Source organism: Mesorhizobium sp. AD1-1 (genome assembly GCF_020164655.1).
Taxonomy (GTDB): Bacteria; Pseudomonadota; Alphaproteobacteria; order Rhizobiales; family Rhizobiaceae; genus Mesorhizobium; species Mesorhizobium ciceri.
Genome location: NZ_JAIUGP010000021.1, coordinates 1 through 20,825, shown reverse-complemented (window position 1 = coordinate 20,825; position 20,825 = coordinate 1). Strand labels below are relative to the sequence as shown.

The following is a 20,825-nucleotide window of genomic DNA, read 5'->3' as shown; positions in this document are numbered from 1 at the left end:
CGTCGAACCTCAGGTCCGCATCTTCTCGCCGCTCGGATCGAAGGGCGCTTCGACATTGATGCGGGCCGGGCGCCGGTGACCGAGGATCTCGATCTCGAACAGCCCGGCACTTTCGTCCTCGGCAAGCGCTGCGGGGATGTAGCCCTGCGCCATCGACTTCTGCACATAATGCGCATAGCCGCCCGACGTGACCCAGCCGACCACGCGCCAGTCGCCGTCGACGATGCCGCGCACGGCGGATGCGCCTTCGGCAGCCTTGGAGCCACGTATTTCCTTGCCGCCCTTGTCGAAGCGCGGCGCGCCATAGCCATGCGGCTTTTCCACCGTGCCGTAGTCCTTGCTGACCTTGGCCCAGATCGGCTCGTCGCCCATGACATCGGCATCGGTGGCATCGACGATGAAGGAGACGCGGCGCAGCTTTGGCCCCTCGGCCTGTTCCTTGGCGGCGGCCTCGCGGCCGATGAAGTCATTCTTCTCGAGCTTGATGAAGCGGTCCATCGCGCCCTCGAACGGTCCATAGATCGGCCGCAACTCGCGGAACCAGGTCGGAAAGTTCTTTTCGAGGCGCATGGAGAGCAGAGCGCGCATGCCGAAATCGACAAGGCCGAATTCCTCGCCGGCGTCCTTAATTGCTTTGTAAACCAGGCGTTCGTAGGCCGGCGCCATCCAGATTTCATAGCCGAGGTCGCCGGTGTAGGTGATGCGGTTGACCATGCAGGGCGCCCCGCCAACAGCCATCTCGCGGAAATCCATGAAACGGAAGGCTTTTGTCGAGACGTCGACATCGACCAGTTTCTGCAGCAGGTCCCGTGATTTCGGCCCGGCGATCGACAGGCCGACCAGCGTCTGGTCGAAGCGGTGGATGCGCACCGTTCCGTCCTTCGGCAGGTGCTTCTCGAACCAGCGCATGTGGTATTTCTGCGCCGCCGAAGAGCCCCAGATCATGAAGCGGTCTTCTGCCGCCTTGGCGATGGTGAAGTCGCCGATCAGCTTGCCGAACTCGTTGAGCATCGGCGTCAGCACGATGCGGCGGGTCTTCGGCATGCGGTTGGTCATCAGCCGGTTGAGGAAATCCTCGGCCGCGGGTCCCGAGACTTCGTATTTGGCAAAATTGGCGATCTCGGTGACGCCGACGCGCTCACGCGTGGCGCGCACTTCCTCGCCGATGGGCCCAAAATCGTTGGAGCGATGGAAGGAGACGATATCCCTGGGTTCCTTGCCTTCAGGTGCGAACCAGAGCGGGGTTTCGAGGCCCCAGCTGTCGCCCATGACGGCGTTGTTGGCCAGCATCGTGTCGTAGAGCGGCGTCGTCTGCGCCGGACGTGCCGCCGGCAGTTCCTCATTGGGGAAGCGGATGGAGAAGCGGCGCGAATAGTTTTCCCGCACCTTGGCGTTGGTGTACCGCAGGCCGGCCCATTCACCGAAGCGTGTAACATCCATGCCCCAGACATCGAAGCCAGGATCGCCATGCACCATCCAGTTCGACAGCGCCAGACCGACGCCGCCGCCTTGGCTGAAGCCGGCCATCACGGCGCAGGCGCACCAGAAATTGGTCAGGCCCTGCACCGGGCCGACCAGCGGGTTGCCGTCCAGCGCGAAGGTGAAGGGGCCGTTGATGATCTGCTTGATGCCGGCCTTCTCGATGCCGGGGAAATGCTTGAAGCCTATTTCCAGCGACGGCGCGATGCGGTCGAGGTCCGGCGGCAGCAATTCGTGGCCGAAATCCCATGGCGTGTTGACCGGCGACCACGGCTTGCAGGCCTTCTCGTAGGTGCCGAGCAGGATGCCGTTGCGCTCCTGGCGGGTGTAGATCTCGCCCTTGAAGTCGAGCACGCCGATCATTTCGCGGCCGGTCGATTTGTTGAACTCCTCGACCTCCGGCATCGGCTCGGTGAGCAGATACATGTGCTCCATGGCAAGAACCGGCAGCTCGACGCCGACCATGCGGCCGATCTCGCGCGCCCACAGGCCGCCGCAATTGACGACATGCTCGGCCTTCACCGTGCCCTGTTCGGTGACGACATTCCAGGTGCCGTCGACCTCCTGCGTCAATTCCACGACGCGGTTGCGCAGCACGATCTCGGCGCCGAGTTTTTTCGCCGCCTTTGAATAGGCGATGGTGGTGCCGGACGGGTCGAGATGGCCTTCGACCGGATCCCACATGGCGCCGACGAAATTGGTCTCGTCCATCAGCGGGAACATCGCCTTGGCTTCGGAAGGGGTGATCAGCTCTGTGTCCATGCCGAGATACCGGCCCTTGGCGTGGGCAAGGCGCAGGAAGTCCATGCGCTCGGGCGTATCGGCCATCATCACGCCGCCGGTCAAATGCAGCGAGCAGGACTGGCCGGATATCTCCTCGATCTCCTTGTAGAGCTGCACCGTATAGGCCTGCAGCTTGGCGACGTTGGGGTCGCCGTTCAGCGTGTGGAAGCCGCCCGCCGCGTGCCAGGACGAGCCGGATGTGAGTTCAGAGCGCTCGATCAGCATGATGTCGGTCCAGCCGGCCTTGGCCAGGTGGTAGAGAACCGAGCAGCCGACGACGCCGCCGCCGATGACAACCGCTTTTACGTGAGATTTCATCAAGATAGGTCCGCTTTTGGAGAGATTGAATCGGGGGAGTGGGGCGTGCCTGTTTCGCGACGGCTGCGTGTTTCGTGAATGGCTTCCCCCACTCCGTCGCTGCTTCGCAGCGCCACCTCTCTCCCCTCCGGAGGGAGAGGAAGGGCGCTAGCCGGTATAAGCTCGCGCCCTTCCTCTCCCCCGTCGATCGGGGGAGAGGTGGCGAGCGCAGCTCGACGGAGTGGGGGTCGACCGTTCATCAACAATACTGCCGATCAAAAATCGGTCGGCGCGCCGCCTTCGGACCGGCGCTTGGCGACGAAGGCGTTGAGTTCCTCGCGGATGGCCGGGTCCATGTAAGGCTCCTCATAGGACGCCAGCCGCTCCTTCCAGACCTTGTTGGCCTTTTCGAGCGCCGTCGGTGAGCCGGCTTCCGCCCAGGTCTCGTAATTGCGCCAGTCGGAGAGGATCGGCGAGTAGAAGGCGGTCTTGTAGCGGTCCTGCGTGTGCTGGGTGCCGAAGAAATGGCCCCCGGGGCCGACCGACTGGATGGCGTCGAAGCCGAGTGCCTCTTCGGAAAGGTCGAGCGGGGTCAGGAATTCGGCCACCATCTGCAGCAGGTCAATGTCCAGAATGGTCTTCTCGTAGGAGCAGCGCAGGCCGCCTTCGAGCCAGCCGGCGGCATGCATCATCAGGTTGCCGCCGCCCTGGATGGCGCCCCACAACGAGAACACGCTTTCATAAGCCGCCTGCGCGTCGACCGTGTTGGCGGCGCAGGTGTTGGAGGTGCGGTAGGGGATGTTGTAGCGGCGGGCAAGCTGGCCGCCGACGAGCTGCGCCTTCATGTATTCCGGCGTGCCGAACGCCGGTGAACCGGACTTCATGTCGACATTGGAGGTGAAGCCGCCATATCCGACGGGGGCGCCCTTGCGCACCATCTGGGCGAAGGCAATGCCGGCAAGCGCCTCCGCGTTCTGCTGCACCAGTGCGCCGGCGATGGTGACAGGCGCCATCGCACCCGACAGGGTGAACGGCGTCACGACGACGACCTGGCCCTTGCTCGACATCTGGATGATGCCTTCCATCATCGGCACATCGAGTTTCAGCGGCGAATTCGTGTTGATGATGGTGAAGACGGACGGCTCTTCGAGCATCTGCTCGTGGCTGATGCCGCGCGCGATCCTGGCGATCTCGATGCCGTCGACATTGCGTTCCTTGCCGAGCGAATAGATGTGGAACACCTTGTCGGTGAGCACGCTGAGATCGCGGATGCATTCGAGATGGCGGACGGATGGATGGATATCGGTCGGCTCGACCGGGTAGCCGCCCGTGCAGTTCAGAATGTTGTGCATCTGCGCGAGCTTGAGGAAGTTGCGGTAGTCCTGCTGGTTGCCGGGCCGGCGGCCGCGATCGATGTCGGAGCAATTGGGCGCCGACGCCATCATCGAGACGATCACATTGTTGCCGCCGAAGCGCACATTGTGCGCAGGATTGCGGGCATGGATGGTGAATTCCGACGGGCAGTGCGACACCAGGTCGAGGATCATGTCGCTGTCGAAGCGCACCCGCTCTGAGCCGTCACGCACGTCGGCGCCATGCGCCTTCATGATGCTGCGGGCCTCGTCATGCAGCACGTCGACGCCGATTTCCCGCAGCACGCGCAGGGAAGCGAGGTGAATCGATTCCAGCTCGTCGTCGGAGACCAGCCTGGTTGGCGCCAGCGGGTTCTTCAACTGGCGAAAAGCCGGCTGCTCGAACGCGGCCGAGCCGCCGGCGCGCTTTCCAGCGCGGCCGCCGCGACGGGCGCGGTCGGTGGCCAATGCCGGTTCTGAGGGTTGTAGGGCGGCGGTCATGATGGTCCTCGTAGGATGCGATAGCGGGCGGCATAATGGACCGGCGGCTGTCCGGCCATTGCGGAGGCGACGACCACTAGGGCGAGGGAAGCGACATGCCGGAACGGCAGGTGCCCGGCCGCGACATCGGCGTGATCAGGTTGCCGCGTTGGAGCAAGCGGATTTCGGTGGCCGGCCCTTTCCTTCCGGGGATCGAACCGATAGCTACTTGGCTTGCCGGCCTGATGGCCAGCAGTTCATCTGGATGGCAGCATGGTCGCGACCGGCTCGAGCGAAGGCGAAGCAGGAACTCAATGGGCAGCGCTTGCCGGCGTCACCGCGGCACTTGCCATGTTTGGCGCCGCGCAAGGGCTGAGCTCGCCGCTGTTCACATTGCTGATGCAGAAGCAAGGCATGTCGCCGGCGCTGATCGGCCTGTCGGCGGCGATGATGCCGCTCGGGCTGATCCTGTCGGCTTCCTTCGTGCCGGCGGCGGTGCGGCTGGTCGGCGGGCGCAACCTGGCGGTCGGCTGCTCGCTGATCGGCGCGCTCTGCTTCCTGGGCATCGGCTATCTACAGGACTGGGTGGCGTGGTTCGTCATCCGCTTCATCATCGGCGTGGTCATCAATCCGCTTTATATCCTTGGCGAGGTGTGGGCGCTGTCGCTGGCACCGCCGTCGCGGCGCGGCAGGGTGATGGGCGTGTTCAACACGCTGATGGGCGCCGGTTACGCCGCCGGACCATTCGCGCTGACCCTGCTCGGTACGTCGGGCTGGGCGCCTTTCATGGTCGGCGTCGCCGGTTTCGCGCTCTGCGCGGTGATCCTGCACGCCGTCTCGTCAAAGCTCACCGGCTTCGAGGATGACGGCCAGCCTGCCAGCGGCCTTGTCGGGTTTGCCAAAATGGCGCCGGCGCTGCTGCTTGCCGTGCTTGTCTCGGCGGCGGTCCAGCAGAGCACCTATGCGCTGGTCCCGGTCTTCGGCGCCAGCTATGGCCTGGCGGAAGCCGTTCTGGCCTCGCTGGTGATGGCGCTTTCCCTCGGCAACATCCTGCTGCAGATACCACTCGGCCTTCTGGCGGAGCGTTTTGGCGGCCGCGCCATGATCATCGTCTGCGCACTGGCAACAACCGTTTGCGCGCTTTTGCTGCCTCTGCTGATCACAACGCCGTTGATCTGGGTGGTGCTGCTGGTGATGGGCGCGGTCGGTTACGGTGTCTACACCATGGCATTGGTCGAACTCGGCAGCCGGTTCAAGGGCTCTGTGCTGGTCGCCGGCAACGCTGCCTTTGCGCTGATGTGGGGCGTTGGTGGCATCGTCGGCCCACCCGGTGCGGGCCTGCTCATGCAAGGCATCGGCCCACTTGGGCTGCCGGTGGTTATTGCCGCTCTCGACGCGGTGCTGGTGATGTTCGCGCTGTACCGCTCATCCATGCGCCGAGCTTCCTGATAAGCCCAACCTCCTGACAGGCCCAACCTCCTGACAGGCACTGTCTGGAGCAAGCAGTTTTCGCCCGCCAGGGGCTTACCTCTGCGCAACTCAATCGCTAATCCTGCAGCCCGACAGCGGTGCGTACATGAATTTGGTTGAATCGAACAAGGACGAGACGATGCAATGGGCGGCGATCACCGGTGTGATCGCGACCGTCTCGGTGTTCGCCATCGCGCAAGGGTTGTCCTATCCGCTGCTGAGTTTCATCCTGCAGCGCCAGGGCGTTTCGCCAGCGATGATCGGCTTGTCGGCGGCCATGACGCCGATTGGCTTCATTCTGTCATCGCCGTTGATCCCGGCGCTGGCCCGCCGATTCGGGGCAGGGCGCACCGCGCTCACCTGTGCGGCCCTTTCGGCTGTCGTGCTGGCGCTGATCGGCTGGACGCAAAATGTCTATTTGTGGTTTCCCCTGCGCTTCCTGATCGGCGTCGTGACCAATCCGCTCTATGTGCTGAGCGAGATCTGGGTGATCGCGCTGGCACCGCCGGCCCGTCGCGGCCGCGTCATGGGTGTCTATTCGACGATCATCTCGGCCGGTTTCGCGACCGGGCCACTGTGCCTGCTTGCAGTCGGCACTGAGGGCTGGCCGCCCTTCCTCGTCGGCATTTTCGCCTTCGTGCTGTGTGGCATTTGCCTGGCCTCGGTGCTGCCGCGTTTGCCCAAGGTCGACGAGGCCGGGCACCAGGTTTCCGTCCTAGGTTTCGTGCCGCTGGCGTGGCTGCTTTTGTTCGCCGTCATAGTCGCCGCCGGCTTCGAACAGGGTGCGTTGGCGTTGCTGCCGGTCTATGGCACCCATCACGGCATCACCGAAACCCGCATGTCGGCGCTGCTGTCGGTGATGATCGCCGGCAACATCGCCATGCAGGTGCCGCTCGGCCTTTTGGCGGAAAGGCTTTCCGCGCGCCTGGTGCGGCTTGCCTGCGTCGCGATCACGGTGCTCGGCTGCGTCCTGCTTCCGCTTCTCATCGAGTCGCCGCTGATCTGGCCAATGATCTTTGTCTGGGGCGCGGTTTCCTACGGCATCTACACGATGTCGATCATCGAGCTCGGCGAACGCTTCACCGGCTCCGCACTGGTCGCCGGCAATGCGGCCTTTTCCTTGATGTGGGGGGTCGGCGGCATCGCCGTGCCGCCGCTGGCGGGGGGCGCCATGGATGTTATGGGCGCCGGCGGACTGCCGATCACGCTTGGGCTGCTGTGCCTGGCGCTGGCCATTGCGAGCCTCGCTGGTCGGCGGAAAGCCTCAATTGTGCGCTGAACATGGTGAATATCGACGGCCTGTCGGCGTTGGCTTTTTCAAAGCAACGCGTTTATCGGAGACCTCATGACCAAGCCTGCTACCCAGACGCCGAATTCTGCCCCCACGACCGACGATCCCTTTCTCTGGCTGGAGGACAGGACAGCTAAGCAGTCATTGGACTGGGTACATCGCCAGAACGAGATCACGGTTGGCGAATTGCAGGGCGATCCGTCCTATCAGGCGTCGTTCCAGACCGCGCTCGACCTGATGACGGCCGAGGACAACATCGCTGTCGGCGCGGCAAAAGCCGGCCATGTCTACAATTTCTGGCAGGACAAGACCAATGTGCTCGGCCTCTGGCGCCGCACGACCGTCGCTTCCTACAAGACCGAGAAGCCCGACTGGGAAACGATCATCGACTTCGACCAGCTTGCGGCGGAGGAAGGGATAAAATGGGTTTTTGGCGGCGCCAGCCGGCTCTATCCCGACTTCAACCTTTGCCTTGTCTCGATGTCGCCGGATGGCGGCGACGCCAGCGAGATGCGCGAATTCGACATCGCGACCAAGTCGTTTGTCGAGGGTGGGTTTCGTGCACCCGCTTCCAAGTCGGGTTTCAGCTGGCTGGATAAGGACACCGTGATTGTTTCGGCCGCTTTCGACGAGGCCGACAAGACCGAGTCCGGCTATCCGCGAGTCATAAAGCTGTGGAAGCGCGATACCAAGCTGGAAGACGCGACGCCGATCTTCGAGGCGCAGAAAGAGGATCTCGCCGTTGGTGCCGCTGTCGAGTACGACGGTGACAGACGCTATCTGGTCCTGGCTCGAACGCTGAATTTCTTCGCTTCGCACATCTTCCTTCGGCTGCCTTCCGGCGAAAACAAACAGCTGCCGCTACCGGACGACATGACCGATACGTCAATATTCAGGGATCAGCTCGTGTTCGGCGTGCGCAGTGCATGGACGGCGCCCGGCGGCACGGTTTGCAAGCCCGACGGCCTCTATTCGCTGGACCTGGCTCGCTGGGTCGAGACCGGCGCGATCGGGCCTGTCGAAACCTTGTTCGAGCCGGCCTATCGCGTTTCCATAGCCGGCATTGCCCGCACGCGGGACCGGCTGTTCATCAGCCTGATGGACAATGTGCGCGGCAAAGTCGTCGTCTGCGAGCGCATGGATGGCAACTGGTCGCTGAAACCGGTGGCGCTGCCCGAAAATGGCAATGTCGGCATCAGTCATGCCGAGCAGTTCGGCTCGAGTGTCTCCTTCTCCTTCACCGATTTCCTGACCCCGAGTTCGATCATCTGGTCCGACGACAATGGCGAGACGCTCGCCACCGTGAAGTCGCAGCCGGCGCGTTTCGATGCCTCGCCGCTGATCTCGGAACAGTTCGAGGCGCGCTCCAAGGACGGCACGATGATCCCCTATTTCGTCGTCAGGCGGCGCGACCAGAAAGGTCCGGTGCCGACGCTGCTTTACGGCTATGGCGGCTTCGAAGTGCCGCTGCTGCCCGGCTATGCCGGCGTGCGTGGTAAGCTGTGGCTGGAGAAAGGCAATGCCTATGTGCAGGCATGCATCCGCGGCGGCGGCGAGTTCGGCCCAGCCTGGCATCAGGCGGCGCTCAAGGGCAATCGCCAGAACGGATTCGACGATTTCGCAGCGGTCGCGCAGGACGTCGTCAAGCGCGGCATCGCGACAGCAAGCTCGCTCGGCATCCAGGGTGGTTCGAATGGCGGCTTGCTGACCGGCGTTTCCTTGACGCAGCATCCCGAGCTTTTCGGCGCCGTCATCATCGAGGTGCCGCTGCTCGACATGCTGCGTTACGCCGAATTGCCGCCTGGCGCCTCGTGGATGGCCGAATATGGCGATCCGTCGAAACCCGAAGACGCGAAGTGGCTTTCAGCCTACTCGCCCTACCAGCATGTCGACGCCGCTGCCGCCTATCCGCCTGTGCTGCTGACCACATCGACCGCTGACGATCGGGTCCATCCCGGCCATGCGCGCAAGATGGCCGCCCGCCTGCAGGAAGCCGGCCATGCGAGGACGCTGTTCTTCGAGGAGACCGAGGGCGGCCATGGCGGGCGTGGCGACCGCCGGCCGCAGGCGGCGCAGACGGCGATGAAATATGTCTTCCTGCAAAGGGCGCTGACAGCCAAGGCCTAGAGTCATTCAGTTATGGGCCAAGCAAAGGGTGGTTCTCCTCGAGCAGCCTTTGCTCTAAGGTGGCTTCCATGGCTCTCGTCAGGACGTTGATTGACGCATTTGAGGCTCGCGCATTGCGGGTCGCGGTGACGCCGTCACCGCGCACGCTGCGCGCCGAGCTTTTGCGGCTGTGTGCCCGCATCGGCTATTCGCCACCTCTCTGCCTCTGAAGCATTCGCCCCGGCTTGGCCGGATAGAATCCAGAGGGAAGATCAGACATGACCTATCAGAATTATTCGCTGAAGCAGCTTCAGCAGATCGACGCCGCGCATCATCTGCATCCGTTCACCGACCACAAGGAAATGCGCGGGGCCGGGTCGCGCATCATCACCCATGCCAACGGCCCTTTCATCTACGATTCCGAGGGGGCTGAAATCCTCGACGGCATGGCCGGGCTGTGGTGCGTCAACATCGGCTATGGCCGTGACGAGCTGGCCGAGGCCGCCTATGCCCAGATGAAGGAACTGCCTTACTACAACTCCTTCTTCAAATGCTCGACGCCGACGCCAGTGCTGCTGTCCAAGAAGCTGGCGGAGATCGCGCCGAAGCACGTCAACCAGGTATTCTACGGCTCTTCCGGGTCGGAAGCCAACGACACCGCGCTGCGCCTCGTGCGCCACTATTGGGTGCTGGAGGGCAAGCCGGAGAAGAACCGCATCATCTCGCGCAAGATGGCCTATCACGGCTCGACCGTTGCCGGCACCTCGCTCGGCGGCATGGATGGTATGCACAAGCAGCTCAACGGTGCGGTGCCCAACATCGTCCATGTGATGATGCCCTATGCCTATGAGCTGGCGCTGCCTGGCGAGAGCGATCATGATTTCGGTCTGCGCGCGGCCGGGGCTGTCGAGGAGGCGATCCTCGAAGCCGGCGCCGACAAGGTTGCCGCGTTTATCGGCGAGCCGATCATGGGAGCCGGCGGCGTGAAGATACCGCCGGCGAGCTATTGGCCGGAAGTGCAGCGCATCTGCCGTAAATACGATGTCCTGCTGATGCTGGACGAAGTCATCACCGGTTATGGACGCACCGGCGAATGGTTTGCCGCACAGACACTCGGCATCGAGCCAGACACGATCACCACGGCCAAGGCGCTGACCTCGGGCTATCAGCCGCTGTCGGCATTGCTGGTTGGCGACCGCATCGCCTCGACGCTGGTCGAGAAGGGCGGAGAGTTCAACCATGGCTACACCTATTCCGGGCACCCGGTGGCCTGCGCCGTGGCGCTGAAGAACCTCGAGATCATCGAGCGCGAAGGGCTGGTCGACCGTGTCCGGAACGACACCGGCCCTTACTTCGCCAAGGCGTTGCAGGAGCGCATTGCCGGACATGATCTGGTCGGCGAGGTCCGTTCGATCGGACTGATGGGCGCGATCGAGATCGTCAAGGACAAGGCGACCAAGGAGCGGTTCCTGCCGGCTGGAAGTGCGGCGGTAACCGTGCGGGATCACGCCATCACGAATGGCATGATGCTGCGCGCCACCGGCGACACGATGATCCTGTCGCCGCCGCTGATCTGGACCCGCGATACGATCGACATGGCCTGCGACCGCATCTCGAAGGCGCTGGATCTGGCGCAAGCCGATCTTCGCAAGCGGTAGAACTCGACCCCCCGCTGGGCGCTCTTCGGCGGGCGCGCCCAGCCTTGAGACCATGCCGAAGCGGCGAGGGAACGAATTCCATCACAAGCGCGTAGTGTGTGGGGCAGCGGCTGATTCGGCCGCCACAAGGGGTTTGTTTCCATGAGAAAAACCGGCAAGAGCCGACGGACGCGAGAAGCGGCCAGCATCAGCGGCGACCTGATGCTGGCGCCGCTGGTGGCGATGATGCGGCTACCGTTGATGGCCATGGATGGCGGGAGCCGCCAGCCATGGAGTACGGAGACGGCACGTGCGGTCAACGAGAAGACCGCCGCTATGGCCGAAGGTGCGTTTGCGGCGCAAATGTCTTTCCTGCAATCGGCGTCGCGGTTCTGGCCGGAAGTTTTTTCCGGCCGCACGCCATCGCTGTTCAACGGGGTTGCGGCGGAGCGCTCGATCAGCGCCGCGCTGAAGCCGGCAAGCCGTGCCGTGAAAGCGAATTTTCGCCGGCTGTCCAACAAGACCTGACCGGGGCTGCAAAACTTTGATTTTGCGCATCGAGGAGCGCATGCGCTAGAATCAGTCCGTACGTTACCGATTGGGGACATGATGGCCGGACAACCGCTCAACCAGCCGGCTGAAATTCCAGCCGAACTCGACCGCTGGAACTGGGGCGCCTTCTTCCTCAACTGGATCTGGGGCATCGGCAACAGCACCTTCATTGCGTTGCTGGCGTTGATCCCTGTCGTCAATATCATCATGATCATCGTGCTGGGCGCGCGCGGCAGCCGCTGGGCCTGGCAGAACCGCGCCTGGCGCGACGCGGAGCAGTTTCGCAAGACGCAGCGCAACTGGGCAATCGCCGGCCTTGCCGTCTGGGTGGTCGGGATTGGCGGCTGCGCGACGATGGTCGGCAGCATTCCCTACGTCCTGAAAGGCAGCGATGCCTATCTCATGACGATGGACAGGCTTCGCGCCGACGACCGCGTCAAGGCGGCGTTGGGTGATGATTTGACCGACAGTTTCTGGGTCGGCGGCCATCTCAACGTCGATGCGAATGGGGCTGGTGACGCCCAGTTCGGCATTCCGGTCCACGGCGCCAGGGGCAAGGGCACGGCCTATTCGACGGCTGTCCGGACAGCCGGCACGTGGAGCCTGCGCCTGCTGGTCGTCAGGGTCGAGGGAGCCGATGCGCCGATCGTGCTGATCAACGAAGATCATGTCCCGATCCCGAATGCTGCAATCGGAATATAGCTAGGCAAAACGCAAAAAAGCGGCCTGAACGCGGGCGCGACAGCTGACAGTTCGGCCGGCTTCGTGGCCCAACAGTCGGGTGACCACTGCAGCGTTCCAGACAAGGAAATATGCTGAAAAGCCGGATGCTGTCTGACAGTATGCGCATGCGTTCATGTGGACCGGTGGCAATTTCAGACAAGGGCACGCGCATATGGTGAGTTCCTTTCGTGCGGTCGTGGTCGGTGGCGGCTGTGTGGGTGCCGGCATTCTCTACGGCCTGGCAAAGCGCGGCTGGACCGATGTGGCATTGCTGGAGCGAACACACCTTACGGCCGGCTCGACATGGCATGCCGCGGGGCTCATCCCCTCTTACGCGCGCAGCCGCAATGTCGGCCGCATGATCGCCAGATCGATCGCGATCTATGAAGGCCTGGAGGCGGAGACGGGCCAGAACGTCGGCTGGCACAAATGCGGGCAACTGCGCATTGCCAACACGCGCGACAGGCTGGACGAGTACAGAAGCTACATGGACGTTGCCGAGGTCCAGGGAGTGCGGGCCCGGATCGTATCGCCCGCGGAGGCGCGAGAGATCTGGCCGCTGCTCGACAACAACACCATGCTAGGTGCCCTCTACCATCCCGATGACGGCCACATTGCACCCGCCGATGTCACCCAGGCCATGGCCAAGGGTGCACGCGACCTCGGCGCGAAGATCCATCTTGATACCGAGGTCGTGGGTTTCGAGCGGATGCCGAGCGGCGAGTGGAGGGTCAAGACCTCACGCGGCGAGATCGTCTGTGAACATGTCATCCTTGCAACAGGCAATTACGCACGCCAGACAGGCGCCATGCTGGGCCTGGACATTCCCGCGATCCCGATCCTGCACCAGTACTGGATCACCGAGGCGGTTCCCGAAATCGTGGAACGCAAACGGCTTGGTCTTCCGGAGATGCCGATCCTCAGGGACGAGGGTTACGAGGGCTATGTGCGCGAAGAGGGAGACGGGCTGATGTTCGGTCCCTATGAGCGTACCGAGCAGCTCAAGCTGTTCGCCGAAAACGGTGTCCCGGAATGGTTCGGCGCCGATCTGCTCGATGAAGATTTCGATGCCGTTTCCTGGAACTGGGAGCGCGCCACCGAACTGGTTCCCGCGCTCGGGCGCGCCGGCATCAAGCGCAATGTGCGAGGACCTTTCCAGATGACGGCCGATGAGCTGCCGCTGATGGGGCAGGCGTGGGGTTTGGAGAATGTCTGGCTCGCCGAAGGGGTGCCGGGGGGCATCCTTTGGGGTGGTGCGATTGGCTACTACCTCTCCGAACGGATCGTGGAGGGTGGCAACAGCATCGACACGGCGGAGCTGGATCCCCGCAGATTCGGCCGATATGCCAACAAGAACTGGACCCGGGCCAAGGTCCGGGAAGCCTGGGGCACCCACGCCGTACAGCACTATCCGGGCCAGGACATGCCGGCGGCGCGACCGCAGAAAACGGCCCCGTCCTATGACCGCCTAAGTCAGCTTGGCGCGGTATGGGACGTGTTGAACGGCTGGGAGATGCCGAGCTGGTTTGCGCCCGCGGGTGTCGAGGCGCGCAATGTCTACAGCTGGCGCTGGACCCCCAAGGGGAACCACGTCGCCGCAGAGGTCCAGGCTGTCCGCCAGGCCGCCGGTCTGGTCGAGATGACACCAATGACCAAGTTCGAGGTCGGCGGGCCGGGCGCCGAGGGCTGGCTCGACGGAATCCTGGCCAACAGACTGCCGCGTCCCGGTCGTGTCGCTCTTGCCCATCACCTGACGCCGACCGGCGGCGTGCAGGCCGAGTATGTGGTGGCGCGGCTGCAGAGCGACCTGTTCTATCTCATATCGACGCCGCGCGCCGAACGCTGGAACCTTGACGATCTCGGCCGGCTGTTGCCGAAGGACGGCAGCGTGCATCTGCGCAACGTCACGGAGGATCGCGGCAGCTTCACGGTGGTTGGGCCGAAGGCGCGCGACATACTGCAGCCGCTGACGGAGATCGACCTCTCCAACGAGGCCTTCCCATGGTTCAGCGTACAGTCCGGCACCGTCGGCATGGCCAGCGACGTACGGCTGCTGCGTGTCAACTATTCGGGTGAGCTGGGATGGGAACTCTATCATCCACTCTGCTACCAGCGGCATTTGCTGGATGCGCTTCTGGCATCGGGAGAGGCACACGGGCTGAGGCTGGTCGGACTTCAAGCGCTGGAATCGCTTCGTCTCGATAAATCGTACCGGGCCATGTACCGCGATATGAACCCCGAATTGTCCGCCTGGGAAAGCGGCCTCGAGCGCTTCATCAGCCTCGACAAGAGGGACTTCATCAGCCGGGCGGCACTGGTCGCGAAACAGCAGCAGGTTACACGCCGGATCGCCACACTGTCGATCGACACGGACGGTGCGAGCGCATTCGCCTTCGAGGGCGTTTACCGCGAAGGCGAGCTCGTCGGCCACATCACCTCGGCGGGCTACTCCTACACTTTTGGTCACGACATCGCACTTGCGCTGCTGCCCCTGGAACTTGTGTCGCCCGGTACCGAGCTCGAGGTTTCGATCCTCGGCGAGCGCCGCGCGGCAAAGGTGATCGCCGACTCGCCCTATGATCCGGAAGGCGACCGCGGGCGCATGTGAGGTATCCCGGAGTACAGTTTCCGGTTCATCGATGTCTCAACCGTGCTGCAGGGTAAAACGCAAAAACCGCGCTCCATCGGGAACGCGGTTTTGCCAGATACGCATGGCGCTTCGCTACGCAAACACTTTGCGAAACTTATGGCACTTGTCGAAATTTACGGGCTCCGGTACGCGAGACCTGATCCGGAGCGCCGGACGGATGAGATGTCCGCCTCGCAATCCGTTTTATAGGGACATCGTTACCGCGGAGTTATCGAGAGCTTAAGCAAATCTAAATTTTCATTTTTTCCACCGAAGGAAACCGGAAAAATCCGCCAAATCCGTGGGTTACGCCGGGTTACCCCTGAGAAAATTAATTATGCCGGAGAAATCGACGCCGCCATGTCCCTGGGCGTTGAACAAGGCATAAAGCTGAGCCGCTTCGGCACCAAGCGGCGTTACAGCACCCGCACCTTGGGCGGCTTCCTGGGACAATTTCAGGTCTTTCAGCATCAAGGCGGCTGCAAATCCTGGGTTGTAGTCCTTGTTTGCGGGCGAAGTCGGCACCGGGCCGGGCACCGGGCAGTAGGTAGTCAAGGACCAGCACTGGCCGGAGGAGGTCGAGGCGACGTCGAACAGCGCCTGATGCGACAGGCCGAGTTTTTCGGCCAGAACGAAGGCTTCGGCGACACCGATCATCGAAATGCCGAGGATCATGTTGTTGCAGATCTTTGCTGCCTGGCCGGCGCCGTCGCCGCCGCAATGGACGATGCGGCCGGCCATCGGCTTCAGGATCGGCTCGGCGGCAGCGAAGGCATCATCGGAGCCTCCCGCCATGAAGGTCAGCGTGCCGGCCGCAGCCCCGCCGGTGCCGCCCGAGACCGGTGCATCGATCGACGACAGCGCGTGCTTCCTGGCGACGGCGTGGGCTTTGCGGGCTGACTCGACGTCGATGGTCGAGGAATCGATAAAGAGTGCGCCTTGCCTGGCCTTGGGCGCGATGTCTTCGTAGACGGAGAGGACATGCTTGCCTGCAGGCAGCATGGTGATCACCACGTCGGCATCCTTCACCGCGGCCAAGGCATTCGCCATAATCGTCACGCCATGTTCCTTGGCGACGGTGAGGTTTTCCGGAACGAGGTCGAAACCGTTCACCGCATGCCCGGCCTTGACCAGATTGGCGGCCATTGGATTGCCCATATTGCCGAGGCCGATGAAGCCGATCGTCGTCATTGTCTGTCTCCCAGAGTTGCTGGCTTCAACGGCCAATCAGCGCGCGAGCGATGATGACGCGCATGATCTCGTTGGTGCCTTCGAGGATCTGGTGCACGCGCAGGTCCCGCACCAGTTTCTCGATGCCGTAGTCGTGCAGGTAGCCGTAGCCGCCGAGCAGCTGCAGTGCGTCATTGGCGACATTGAAGCCGGTGTCGGTGACGAAGCGCTTGGCCATCGCCGACCATTTGCCAGCATCCGGCGCCTTGCGGTCGAGCTTCGAGGCGGCGGCATAAAGGAAGATACGCGCCGCCTGCAGCTCGGTCTCCATGTCGGCCAGCCTGAATTGCAGCGCCTGGAATTGATTGATCTTCGAGCCGAAAGCCTTGCGCTCGGCGGTGTAGGACAGCGCCTTGTCGAGCGCCGACTGCGCGCCGCCCAGCGAACAGGCGGCGATGTTCAGCCGGCCGCCGTCGAGCCCGGCCATGGCGATGCCGAAGCCAGCGCCTTCGTCGGACAGAAGGTTCTCCGCCGGCACCTTGCAATCCTCGAAGATGACCTGGCGGGTCGACTGCATGTGCCAGCCCATCTTGTGCTCGTTTGCCCCAAAGGAGAGGCCCGGCGCATCTCTGGGCACGACGATGGTGGAAATGCCTTTCGGCCCGTCCGCGCCGGTGCGCACCATGACGGCATAGACATCGCTGTCGCCGGCGCCGGAGATGAACTGTTTGGTGCCGTTGAGCACATAGTCGCCGCCGCTCTTCACCGCACGGGTCTTGAGCGCCGCGGCATCGGAGCCGGAGCCTGGCTCGGTCAGGCAGTAGCTGGCCAGCCATTCCATCGAAGTGAGCTTGGGCAGGAAGCGCTGGCGCTGTTCGTCATTGCCGAAACGGTCGATCATCGAGGCCACCATGTTGTGGATCGAGATGAAGGACGAAAAGGCCGGATCGGCGTGCGACAGCGCCTCGAAGATCAGCACGGCGTCGAGCCGGCCAAGTGCCGAGCCACCGACATCGTCCCTGATATAGATGCCGCCGAGCCCGAGCGGGCCGGTCTCGCGGATCACGTCGGCCGGGAAATGCTTGTTGCGGTCCCAATCGAGCGCATTCGGTGCGACACGGTCGGCGGCGAAGGCCTGCGCCATCTCCTGGATGGCGCGCTGCTCCTCGTTGAGTTCGAATTGGCTGGTGCTCGCATCGACCGCGGCGTCCATGGCGTGCTCCCTGTGTGCTGGCCAGCTAGCTCGCTGGCCTGTTGTTTTTGGCTTTGCGCGCGCACCAATCTAGACCAATGATGCCGCCGCGCAACCCGCTCCCCTGCGGAGCGGCTGTGCATCAATGCATGTCCGGAGCAAGATGTGACGACAAAATTCGATGAACTGCTGGGCCGGTTCCACGCATACCTTGCGACCGTGGATCACGTCCTGATGCGCGATGCCGTGGCCCGGATCGGCTGGGACATGCCGGCTCGCACGCTGGAGCCGCGTCCGCTTGCCTGCCTGCGCCATCTCGATCGCGCCGCCGAACTGGCGCCTCCGGATGCCAAGCCGCTGGTGCAACTGCTTGCCGGACGTCGGAATGATTTCCGCTGGGGGCAGACTTATGGCGAGGCGGACTTCGGGAAAGAGTTCATCGAGAATTACGGCTGGCTGGAAGTGTTCGGCACACGTGGCCACTTTGCCAATGACGCGGTCGCCGCCGGCCTGCTGATCCTTGGACCAGATATCGTCTATCCCGACCACCATCACGTCGCCGAGGAAATCTACATTCCGCTGACCGGCGGCACCGAATGGCGCATGGGCGAGAGCGGCTTTTGCATGCGCACGGCCGGCGAGGTCGTTCATCACGCTTCCAACGTCAATCACGCCATGCGCACGGGCAAAGACCCCTTGCTGGCACTCTACATCTGGCGAGGCGGGCCGCTGGCGGCAAAATCGAACATCACCGGGACCGTGGCGCAGGGCAGGGACTGATGGCCAAAGCGATCATGCTGCAAGGCACGGGTTCCGACGTGGGCAAGACCGTGCTGGTCGCCGGCCTCTGCCGCGCGGCAAAAAAGCGTGGGTTGAAGGTGCGGCCGTTCAAGCCGCAGAACATGTCGAACAATGCCGCCGTCGCCGACATCCCCGGGGATAAAGCCGGCGGCGGCGAGATCGGCCGCGCGCAATGGCTGCAGGCGATCGCTTGCGGTGTCGCACCATCGGTCCACATGAACCCGGTGCTGCTGAAGCCGCAGACCGATGTCGGCGCGCAGGTCATCGTGCAGGGCAAAATGTTCGGGGAAGCGCGGGCGCGCGACTACCAGGCGATGAAGGGCCGGCTGATGGACGCCGTGCTGGAGTCCTGGGGCAAGGTCGGCGAGGGCGCCGATCTGGTCATCGTCGAGGGCGCCGGCTCGCCGGCCGAGATCAACCTGCGCAGCCGCGACATCGCCAATATGGGCTTTGCCACGCGCGCCGACGTGCCCGTGGTGCTGGTCGGCGACATCGACCGCGGCGGCGTCATCGCTTCGGTAGCCGGCACGCATCTGATCCTGCCGGAGGAGGACCGGCGCATGATCGCCGGCTATCTCATCAACAAGTTCCGCGGCGACGTTTCGCTGTTTGACGACGGCCTGAAGTCGATCGAGACATTCACGGGCTGGCGCTGTTTCGGTGTCGTTCCATGGCTGAAGGCGGCGGCACGCTTGCCTTCGGAAGATTCGGTGGTGCTGGAGCGGCTGGCGTCCGGCGAAGCGCGCGCGCTGAAGGTGGCGGTGCCGATGCTTGGCCGCATCGCCAATTTCGACGATCTCGACCCGCTCAAGGCTGAGCCGCAGGTCGAGGTGGTGTTCGTGCCGCCGGGAAAGCCGCTGCCCGCCGATGCCGGTCTGGTGGTCATTCCAGGCTCGAAGTCGACAATCGGCGATCTCTTGAAATTCCGCGAGAACGGTTGGGATCGCGACCTTCTTGCGCATCGCAAGCGCGGCGGCCATGTCGTCGGTATCTGCGGCGGCTTCCAGATGCTCGGCCGTATGGTGCGCGATCCCGACGGCATCGAAGGCAGCGTCACCGAAGCCGAAGGGCTCGGACTGCTCGACATCGAAACGGTGATGGAGCCGGAAAAGACGGTGCGCAACGTCAGGGCTCGTTCGGTGCCGTTCGACCTGCCGCTCGAAGGCTATGAAATCCATCTCGGCCGCACCACCGGGCCGGATACGCTGAGGCCGTCTGCAGTCATCAATGGCATCGATGACGGGGCAGTGTCGGCCGATGGCAAGGTGATCGGCACCTATATGCACGGTCTGTTTGGCGCCGACGGCTTTCGCGGAAGATTCCTCGAAAGCCTCGGCATCAAGGGCGGCGGCATCGACTACCGAGCCGAGGTCGAGCGGGCGCTGGACGAGGTCGCAGCCGAGCTGGAGACCCATCTCGACTGCGACGCGATCTTTGCACTGGCGCGGTAATTCGCGGTTGGCTCAGCCCTTGTCGCTTGCCTTCGGCCAGTAGGTGCCGAAGGACCAGACGTTGCCTTCCGGGTCGCGGCAGATGAACTCGCGGCTGCCATAGTCGCGGTTGGTCAATTCCTGGATGATCGTGGCGCCGGCCTTCCTGGCCTTGGCATAGGCGGCATCGGCATCATCGACGGCGATGTAGATCGACTTGCCGCCGCCTGAGCCAGGTTCGCCGACCATCTTGCCGTAGTCGTCGTCGCGCACGGTGCCCAGCATGATCATCGAGGAGCCGAAGACCAGTTCGGCATGGTGCACGACGTCGCCTTCGCCATAGCGGGCCCGGACGCTGAAGCCGAAGGCTTCGCCCAGCCAGTCGATCATCTTTGCCGCGTTCCTGTAGCGCAAGGCGGGGTAGAGGCGGGGCGCTTCGGTGGTGGTGGTCATGTCGATCTCCTTCAGCGGGGTTGGTCGATGCCCCACTGTGGGTAAAGGCCACTCCAACGTCTTGAAGAAATGTTACCTGGCCGAGATTCCGGTTGGTGTCTCGCCGGCGAGGTCGCGGAATTCGCGTACCAGATGCGCCTGGTCGGCATAGCCGCAATCGGCTGCGATATCGGCCCAGTCGACGGCCTGCTGCCTCGACAGGCCGAGCGCGCGGTTGAAGCGGACGATGCGCGACAGTGTCTTGGGGCCCATGCCGATGGCGTTGGAAAAACCGCCGGCGAGATGTTTGCGGCTCCAGCCCAGCCTTTCGGCGATCGATGCAATGCGGGTCCGGCCGCCGGATGTGATGATGCGGTCATAGGCCCAGGCGATTTCAAGTGGCGTCTCGGCGGCATTCTCGAGACGGGCGGTGACGAAGGCTTCGGCCATGTCGAAACGCGTCGTCCAATCCGGCGCATTGCCCAGCCGTTCACGCAGCGCCAAGCCCTGAGCGCCAAGCACGTCGTCGAGGACGACCATGCTGTCTGTCAGTTCGCTCATCGGCAGGCGGAAGAAACGGCGTGCGCCAAGCGGCGTGAAGTTGACCTGGACGCAGCAGGCGCCGCCGAAGGATTCGATCACCACCGGTCCGGCAAAGAGGCCGGCGGCGAAACTGGCGAAGCGGTCATTGTCGCCGGGCGCCTTGCCGAGGCCGATGGCGAAGGGTTCGGCGAAGCTGATGACCAGCGGTACGGTGAGCGACGCATATTCGACGTTGCGCATATGGCCGGGCGCCATTTCGCGATAGCCGCAAATGTCCGACACAATGCCCTGAAGTCGAGGATCGGGCAGGCGCCGGCGCATCTCAAACCGCCCGGCGACGGACCGGTCCTGCTCTTGCTGGGGTTGCATCTTGACTGGCATCGGCCATCCTCGCGCCAGTCAAATCTAACAGACCCAGGGCCGGAATCAAAAGCGCCCCGCGTTTTGCCGGGCGCTCC

At 63.5% G+C, this 20,825-nt stretch carries 16 protein-coding genes; 10 read left to right on the top strand and 6 right to left on the bottom strand.

The window, feature by feature from the left end; translation table 11 throughout:
• Positions 1 to 9: 9 nt before the first annotated feature.
• Together LB519_RS28600 and LB519_RS28595 are read right to left on the bottom strand one after the other, a co-directional pair.
• Positions 10 to 2,580 carry an FAD-dependent oxidoreductase gene (locus tag LB519_RS28600; RefSeq protein ID WP_013531196.1) on the bottom strand — a complete coding sequence of 857 codons (2,571 nt, stop codon included), beginning with the start codon at positions 2,578 to 2,580 and terminating at the stop codon, positions 10 to 12.
• 254 nt (positions 2,581 to 2,834) lie between these two features.
• A complete protein-coding gene (locus LB519_RS28595) occupies positions 2,835 to 4,412 on the bottom strand; it encodes a trimethylamine methyltransferase family protein (protein ID WP_024501293.1) in 1,578 nt (525 codons plus the stop codon).
• 252 nt (positions 4,413 to 4,664) lie between these two features.
• Here LB519_RS28595 and LB519_RS28590 point away from each other — a divergent pair, with 252 nt between their 5' ends.
• The 8 genes from LB519_RS28590 (at position 4,665) to LB519_RS28555 (ending at position 14,778) form a co-directional block, all read left to right on the top strand.
• Positions 4,665 to 5,840 (top strand): MFS transporter, encoded by a 1,176-nt coding sequence (locus LB519_RS28590; RefSeq protein ID WP_027160489.1) that lies wholly within the window; start codon positions 4,665 to 4,667, stop codon positions 5,838 to 5,840.
• 127 nt (positions 5,841 to 5,967) lie between these two features.
• Positions 5,968 to 7,140 carry an MFS transporter gene (locus LB519_RS28585; RefSeq protein WP_024501292.1) on the top strand — a complete coding sequence of 391 codons (1,173 nt, stop codon included), beginning with the start codon at positions 5,968 to 5,970 and terminating at the stop codon, positions 7,138 to 7,140.
• A 66-nt stretch (positions 7,141 to 7,206) separates the two neighbouring features.
• Positions 7,207 to 9,279 (top strand): prolyl oligopeptidase family serine peptidase, encoded by a 2,073-nt coding sequence (locus LB519_RS28580; RefSeq protein WP_224621712.1) that lies wholly within the window; start codon positions 7,207 to 7,209, stop codon positions 9,277 to 9,279.
• Between the two features lie 68 nt (positions 9,280 to 9,347).
• Complete coding sequence (locus LB519_RS28575) at positions 9,348 to 9,488, top strand: capsid protein (RefSeq protein WP_082826679.1); 141 nt, start codon at positions 9,348 to 9,350, stop codon at positions 9,486 to 9,488.
• 48 nt (positions 9,489 to 9,536) lie between these two features.
• Complete coding sequence (locus tag LB519_RS28570; protein WP_013531202.1) at positions 9,537 to 10,916, top strand: aspartate aminotransferase family protein; 1,380 nt, start codon at positions 9,537 to 9,539, stop codon at positions 10,914 to 10,916.
• A 141-nt stretch (positions 10,917 to 11,057) separates the two neighbouring features.
• Positions 11,058 to 11,423 (top strand): hypothetical protein, encoded by a 366-nt coding sequence (locus tag LB519_RS28565; protein ID WP_013531203.1) that lies wholly within the window; start codon positions 11,058 to 11,060, stop codon positions 11,421 to 11,423.
• Between the two features lie 81 nt (positions 11,424 to 11,504).
• Positions 11,505 to 12,149 (top strand): cytochrome c oxidase assembly factor Coa1 family protein, encoded by a 645-nt coding sequence (locus LB519_RS28560; protein ID WP_224621711.1) that lies wholly within the window; start codon positions 11,505 to 11,507, stop codon positions 12,147 to 12,149.
• Positions 12,150 to 12,342: 193 nt separating this feature from the next.
• Positions 12,343 to 14,778: an FAD-dependent oxidoreductase gene (locus tag LB519_RS28555; RefSeq protein WP_224621710.1), complete on the top strand. Its 2,436-nt coding sequence runs from the start codon at positions 12,343 to 12,345 to the stop codon at positions 14,776 to 14,778.
• 327 nt (positions 14,779 to 15,105) lie between these two features.
• On the opposite strand, the gene mmsB is transcribed toward LB519_RS28555, so the two are convergent.
• Both mmsB and LB519_RS28545 read right to left on the bottom strand, forming a co-directional pair.
• Entirely contained in the window at positions 15,106 to 15,990 is an 885-nt protein-coding gene (mmsB, locus tag LB519_RS28550) for a 3-hydroxyisobutyrate dehydrogenase (RefSeq protein WP_224621709.1), read from the bottom strand.
• A 25-nt stretch (positions 15,991 to 16,015) separates the two neighbouring features.
• Positions 16,016 to 17,182, bottom strand: coding sequence for an isobutyryl-CoA dehydrogenase (locus LB519_RS28545; RefSeq protein WP_013531207.1), 1,167 nt, complete (start codon positions 17,180 to 17,182; stop codon positions 16,016 to 16,018).
• A gap of 144 nt (positions 17,183 to 17,326) precedes the next feature.
• On the opposite strand from LB519_RS28545, the gene LB519_RS28540 reads away from it, so the two are divergent.
• Both LB519_RS28540 and LB519_RS28535 read left to right on the top strand, forming a co-directional pair.
• A complete protein-coding gene (locus LB519_RS28540) occupies positions 17,327 to 17,941 on the top strand; it encodes a dimethylsulfonioproprionate lyase family protein (protein ID WP_224621708.1) in 615 nt (204 codons plus the stop codon).
• Positions 17,941 to 19,413, top strand: a complete 1,473-nt coding sequence (locus tag LB519_RS28535) for a cobyric acid synthase (protein WP_224621707.1) — start codon at positions 17,941 to 17,943, stop codon at positions 19,411 to 19,413. The genes LB519_RS28540 and LB519_RS28535 overlap by 1 nt, the downstream gene beginning before the upstream one ends.
• A gap of 12 nt (positions 19,414 to 19,425) precedes the next feature.
• On the opposite strand, the gene LB519_RS28530 is transcribed toward LB519_RS28535, so the two are convergent.
• Both LB519_RS28530 and LB519_RS28525 read right to left on the bottom strand, forming a co-directional pair.
• Positions 19,426 to 19,845, bottom strand: a complete 420-nt coding sequence (locus tag LB519_RS28530) for a VOC family protein (protein WP_224621706.1) — start codon at positions 19,843 to 19,845, stop codon at positions 19,426 to 19,428.
• Positions 19,846 to 19,917: 72 nt separating this feature from the next.
• A complete protein-coding gene (locus tag LB519_RS28525; protein WP_224621705.1) occupies positions 19,918 to 20,748 on the bottom strand; it encodes a helix-turn-helix domain-containing protein in 831 nt (276 codons plus the stop codon).
• Positions 20,749 to 20,825: the final 77 nt, after the last annotated feature.

Bases quoted from the DNA above. Each gene is read 5' to 3' on its own strand.
- mmsB (WP_224621709.1), bottom strand. From the start codon at position 15,990: ATGACGACGATCGGCTTCATCGGCCTCGGCAATATGGGCAATCCAATG.
- LB519_RS28590 (WP_027160489.1), top strand. From the start codon at position 4,665: ATGGTCGCGACCGGCTCGAGCGAAGGCGAAGCAGGAACTCAATGGGCA.
- LB519_RS28530 (WP_224621706.1), bottom strand. From the start codon at position 19,845: ATGACCACCACCACCGAAGCGCCCCGCCTCTACCCCGCCTTGCGCTAC.
- LB519_RS28570 (WP_013531202.1), top strand. From the start codon at position 9,537: ATGACCTATCAGAATTATTCGCTGAAGCAGCTTCAGCAGATCGACGCC.
- LB519_RS28560 (WP_224621711.1), top strand. From the start codon at position 11,505: ATGGCCGGACAACCGCTCAACCAGCCGGCTGAAATTCCAGCCGAACTC.
- LB519_RS28595 (WP_024501293.1), bottom strand. From the start codon at position 4,412: ATGACCGCCGCCCTACAACCCTCAGAACCGGCATTGGCCACCGACCGC.
- LB519_RS28565 (WP_013531203.1), top strand. From the start codon at position 11,058: ATGAGAAAAACCGGCAAGAGCCGACGGACGCGAGAAGCGGCCAGCATC.
- LB519_RS28580 (WP_224621712.1), top strand. From the start codon at position 7,207: ATGACCAAGCCTGCTACCCAGACGCCGAATTCTGCCCCCACGACCGAC.
- LB519_RS28575 (WP_082826679.1), top strand. From the start codon at position 9,348: ATGGCTCTCGTCAGGACGTTGATTGACGCATTTGAGGCTCGCGCATTG.
- LB519_RS28525 (WP_224621705.1), bottom strand. From the start codon at position 20,748: ATGCCAGTCAAGATGCAACCCCAGCAAGAGCAGGACCGGTCCGTCGCC.
- LB519_RS28600 (WP_013531196.1), bottom strand. From the start codon at position 2,580: ATGAAATCTCACGTAAAAGCGGTTGTCATCGGCGGCGGCGTCGTCGGC.
- LB519_RS28535 (WP_224621707.1), top strand. From the start codon at position 17,941: ATGGCCAAAGCGATCATGCTGCAAGGCACGGGTTCCGACGTGGGCAAG.
- LB519_RS28555 (WP_224621710.1), top strand. From the start codon at position 12,343: ATGGTGAGTTCCTTTCGTGCGGTCGTGGTCGGTGGCGGCTGTGTGGGT.
- LB519_RS28585 (WP_024501292.1), top strand. From the start codon at position 5,968: ATGAATTTGGTTGAATCGAACAAGGACGAGACGATGCAATGGGCGGCG.
- LB519_RS28545 (WP_013531207.1), bottom strand. From the start codon at position 17,182: ATGGACGCCGCGGTCGATGCGAGCACCAGCCAATTCGAACTCAACGAG.